Source organism: Frankia sp. AiPs1 (assembly GCF_023716945.1).
Lineage (GTDB): Bacteria > Actinomycetota > Actinomycetes > Frankiales > Frankiaceae > Frankia.
Map to the genome: position 1 here is coordinate 1 of NZ_JAMQQF010000469.1, position 4,802 is coordinate 4,802.

Below are 4,802 nucleotides of genomic sequence, written 5' to 3' on the forward strand. Positions count from 1 at the left end.
GCCTCCGGTGGGGCCACCGCGCCGGCCGCGCCCGCCGCCGCCTCGCCCCCCGCTCCCGCCACGACCGCCGCGGAGCTCACCTCGCGTTGCACCTATTAGCCCGAGTCGGCGCGGCACGGCCGAGGCTGCTGCGATGGACGTGGGTTGGTCTGCCAGACTCGGGCCGTGCGCGTTCTCGTGACCGGCGCCGCCGGACAGCTCGGCGCCGACCTGTGCCGCCTGCTCGAGGCTCGGATGGCCGAACCGGACTCTCCCGTGCGGGCCTGGGCGGGGCTCGGCCGGACCGAGCTGGACATCACCGACCCCGCGCGGGTCCGCGCCGTCCTGCGTGACCAGGCCCGGCCGGCGAAGATCCAGGGCGGCCTGGTTGTGATCAACACCGCTGCCTGGACGGACGTGGACGGTGCGGAGGCCGACGAGGCCGGGGCCTACGCCGTCAACGCCACCGGACCCGCGCATCTCGCTGCCGCCTGCGCCGAGGTTGACGCCACGCTGGTGCAGCTCTCGACCGACTACGTCTTCGACGGCCGGGCGACGAAGCCGTACGAGACCGGGGACGAGACCGGCCCGGCCGGCGCCTACGGCCGCACCAAGCTCGCGGGCGAGGAGGCCGTGCGGGCACTGCTACCCGCGTCCTCCTACGTCGTCCGGACCGCCTGGGTGTACGGGCGGACGGGTCGTAACTTTGTCAAGACGATCAGTCGACTGGCCCGGGAGCGCGGGGCGGTCTCGGTCGTCGCCGACCAGACCGGCTCGCCGACCTGGTCGGCCGATCTGGCCACCGGCCTGCTCGACCTCGTCGCCTCGCCGGCGTTGCCCGGGGTCTACCACTGCACGAACACCGGCGAGACGACCTGGTACGGATTCGCCCGTCGGATCATGACCGAGATCGGGTTGGACCCGGCCACGGTCAGCGCGACGACCACGGACGCCTTTCCTCGGGCCGCCGCCCGGCCGGCCTACTCCGTGCTGTCCACCCGATCGTGGGCGGATGCGGGCCTCACCCCGCTGCGTCCCTGGGACCAGGCGTTGCAGGCCGCCTTCGCCCTGGCCGGCGAGGACCTGCGCGGCTGAGCCCGTCTCCTCGCCCGTTCACGGGCGAGGCTCTGCCCGGGCGAGGCTCTCCCCTGCGTGGTCCTGCCCGGCGAGGTCCTGCCCGGGCGGGGCCGGCCGCCCTCGTCCTGCCTGCTGAGTGACGTCGCTGTCGTCCTGTACCGGGTGACGGAATACTGCCGTCGCCTGCCGTGTGACCGGATCGATACGTCGACGGCCGATCCGTGTGTCCGTGAGGCCCTTCTGTGTGCGGTCCGTCACCTTTGAAGAAATTTTGCAGAGCGAGAATAAATGTAGGGACTACAAGGTTGTAGCTGCTGCAACAAGCGGGAAGACCGGTGGCGGGAGGGGACGATGACGACCCAGGCGGGCACGGATCGGCCACCCGTGGAGCCGCTGGCCGGGGCCCGGCCGGCGGAGCTGGGCCTGCGGGAACGCAAGAAGCTGCGGACCCGTCGGGCCCTGCGGATGGCGGCCATCCGGCTTGTCGCCGAGCGCGGGCTGGACGGCGTCTCGGTCGACGAGATCGCCGCCGCGGCGGAGGTCTCCACCCGGACGTTCTTCAACTACTTCCCCACCAAGGACGACGCGATCGTCGGCATCGACCCGGAGGACATCCGCGAGATCACCGAGGCGCTCGCGGCCCGCCCCGCCGGCGAGGAGCCGTTGACCGCGGTGCGCGCGGTCATGTTGCAGCGCGCCGCCCTGATCGCACCCGATCAGGCCGACCTCTGGCGGACCCGCCTCGCGATCATCCGTCGGCATCCGCACCTGATGACGGCCAGCGCGGCGAGCTGGAGCTCCTACGAGAACGCGCTCGCCGAGGCCGTCGGCAGCCGCTGCGGCCTCGATCCGGCCCGGGACCCGTATCCGGCCGTGCTGGTCGCCGCGGTCCTGGCGATCGTGCGCATCCTGTCCGTGCGTTGGCAGGAGTCCCCGGGCGCGCCGCTGGCCGATCTGCTGGGCCAGGCGTTCGACAGCCTGGCGCGTGGCCTGCCGCCCCCACCACGCGCGGTGTCGGCTTGACCGGCGTTGCCCGGACGCCGACACCGAGCCGTCCCCCGAAACGTTCCCGAGTATGTCCCCCGCACCAGCACCCGCCGAGGAAGCCACACCGATGAGAACGACGGAACTCTGTACCGACAGCCACGACCACGAGGGGAGCTGATCATGACCCAGGCTCAGGCGTCCACGCCCGGCGTCGAGGTCCCGGCCAACGCGTCCGCGGCGCAGGTCGCCGACAAGCGCCGGCTCTGGATCATCATGGGAGCCCTGCTCCTGGGGATCCTGCTGGCCTCGCTGGACCAGACGATCGTGTCCACGGCGCTGCCGACGATCGTCGGTGATCTCGGCGGGGCCACCCACCTGTCGTGGGTGGTCACCGCCTACCTGCTCGCCTCGACGGTGTCGACCCCGGTGTGGGGCAAGCTCGGTGACCTGTACGGGCGGAAGATCCTCTTCCAGGTGTCGATCGTGCTGTTCCTGGTCGGCTCGGTCCTTGCCGGCGCCAGCACGTCGATGGGCCAGCTCATCGGCTTCCGGGCCCTACAGGGCCTCGGTGGCGGCGGCCTGATGATCGGCGCGATGACCATCATCAGCGACCTGGTGCCGCCCCGTGACCGTGGTCGCTACCAGGGCCTGTTCGGCGCCGTGTTCGGCGTGTCCTCGGTGATCGGCCCGCTGCTCGGCGGGCTGTTCGTGGACCACCTGTCGTGGCGGTGGGTCTTCTACGTGAACCTGCCGGTCGGTGCGGTCGCCCTGGTGGCCACGGCGCTGGCCCTGCCGGCGACGAAAAACCGGATCAAGCATGTGATCGACTATCTCGGCACCGTGCTGCTCGCCGGGGCGACCACCAGCCTGGTGCTGCTGACGAGCCTGGGCGGCACCACCTACGGCTGGGGCTCGCCGGAGATCATCGGGATGGGGGTCGCGGGCGCCGTGCTGCTCGTCGCGTTCGTCTTCGCCGAGCGCCGGGCGGCCGAGCCGGTCCTGCCGCTGTCGCTGTTCCGCAACCGGGTGTTCTCGGCGGCCGGTGCGATCGGCTTCGTCGTCGGCTTCGCGATGTTCGGCGCGATCGTCTTCCTGCCGCTGTTCCTGCAGGTGGTCAAGGGCGTCGATCCGACCGAGTCCGGCCTGCAGATGCTGCCGGTCATGGGCGGGCTGCTGCTCAGCTCGATCATCTCCGGGCGGCTGATCAGCACGTGGGGCCGGTACAAGGTCTTCCCGATCGTGGGCACCGCGGTGATGACGATCGGCCTTTTCCTGCTGTCGTTCATCAGCCCCGACATCGCCACCTGGCAGCTCGCGCTGTCGATGTTCGTGCTCGGCGTCGGGATCGGCTCGGTGATGCAGGTGCTCGTTATCGCCGTGCAGAACTCCGTCGACCACCGGCAGATGGGCGTGGCAACCTCGGGCGCGACCTTCTTCCGCTCCATCGGTGGTTCGTTCGGTACGGCCGTGTTTGGCGCGATCTTCGCGAACGTGCTGGCCGGCAACATCAGCGACCGGCTGGCGGGCCTGCCGCTGCCGCCCGGCCTCGCCGCCTCCGGAGCGAACATCAGCCCGAAGCTCCTCAGCGCCCTGCCGCCGGACATCCGCGACGGTTTCGTCCAGGCGTTCTCGGACTCGATGCAGACGGTGTTCCTGGTCGCGGTGCCGATCGGCCTGATCGCCTTCGCCCTCACCTGGCTGCTGCCGGAGATCCGCATGCGCCACACCGTCGACGCCGCCGCCCCGGCCGTCGACGACGCCGCAGCCCCTGCCAGCACGACCCCTGCCGGCACGGCCCCTGCCGGCACGGCCCCGGCCAGCACGACCCCTGCCGGGCCCGACTCCACCGCGACCGGCATCGCCGCCGCACTGACCGCCGCCGCGCCGACGGCCGTCGTGGTCGTCGACGAGGAGAGTCTGGACGAGTCCCGCGCCACGGCGAAGCCTCTCCCGTAGCCGGATCTCGGGCTCGGGCCGCACTGCCCGGGCTTCTGCCCCCCATCGGTTGACCAGGAGGTACCCGCGCCCTGCCGGCGCGGGTACCTCCGCGGCACGTCAGCGCCGGTCCGGTGAAGGGCGGCAGGTGGCGGCCCTGCGAGACTGGGGGCGATGGGTAGCGTCAGCCAGGTTCCCGGCGAGGCCGTGGACGCCGACAGTGCCAGCCCCGGTCCACCGTCCGTCCACTCCGGGCCGCTCGCCCCCCCGACGCCGGTCCAACGCTCGTCGCCACCGACAGGGACGGGCCGGCCGGCCGGCGAATCCGTCGCGGGGCGTGACTCCGGGGCACGGGCGGTTCTCGGCCGAGTCCGCCGCAGCGTTCGGCGCCACGCGGTCTTCGCCGTCCTGTTCATCGTGGCGGTCGCCGCCCGGGTGCTGGTGCTGGTCGCCTACCCGCCGGCGCTGATGTACCTCGGGGACTCCGCCGCCTATCTGGACCAGGCCTGGCGTGATCTGTGGCCGGGGGACTGGCGGCCGTCCGGCTATCCGATCTTCCTGCGGATCCTCGACGGACCCAGCCACGTGACCCGGATCGTGGTCGTGCAGCACCTGCTGACCCTGGCCGTCGCGGTGGCGCTCTACGCGGTGGCGTTGCGGGCGGTTCGCCGGCCCTGGCTGGCCGCACTCGCCGCCGCCCCCGCGTTGCTCGCGCCGTGGGTGCTCGACCTGGGGCAGTTCGTGCTGGCGGACAGCCTGTTCGGGGTGCTGGTCTCGGCCGGCGTCGCGGTGCTGGCGGGTTGGCGGCGGCCGCAGGCCGTGGC

General features: G+C 72.2%; 3 protein-coding genes and 1 pseudogene. All 4 read left to right on the top strand.

Features of this window, described 5'->3' with window-relative positions; all coding sequences use genetic code 11:
* The first annotated feature begins 165 nt into the window (after window positions 1-165).
* Complete coding sequence (gene rfbD / locus ND748_RS25435) at window positions 166-1,074, top strand: dTDP-4-dehydrorhamnose reductase (RefSeq protein ID WP_251748580.1); 909 nt, start codon at window positions 166-168, stop codon at window positions 1,072-1,074.
* A gap of 333 nt (window positions 1,075-1,407) precedes the next feature.
* Window positions 1,408-2,079 carry a TetR family transcriptional regulator gene (locus tag ND748_RS25440; protein WP_251748582.1) on the top strand — a complete coding sequence of 224 codons (672 nt, stop codon included), beginning with the start codon at window positions 1,408-1,410 and terminating at the stop codon, window positions 2,077-2,079.
* A gap of 144 nt (window positions 2,080-2,223) precedes the next feature.
* Window positions 2,224-3,999: an MDR family MFS transporter gene (locus ND748_RS25445; RefSeq protein WP_251748583.1), complete on the top strand. Its 1,776-nt coding sequence runs from the start codon at window positions 2,224-2,226 to the stop codon at window positions 3,997-3,999.
* A 153-nt stretch (window positions 4,000-4,152) separates the two neighbouring features.
* A pseudogene (locus ND748_RS25450) lies at window positions 4,153-4,802 on the top strand (hypothetical protein); the annotation flags it as partial.

Coding starts and splice junctions, on each gene's coding strand:
- ND748_RS25440 (WP_251748582.1), top strand. CDS start 1,408: ATGACGACCCAGGCGGGCACGGATCGGCCACCCGTGGAGCCGCTGGCC.
- ND748_RS25445 (WP_251748583.1), top strand. CDS start 2,224: ATGACCCAGGCTCAGGCGTCCACGCCCGGCGTCGAGGTCCCGGCCAAC.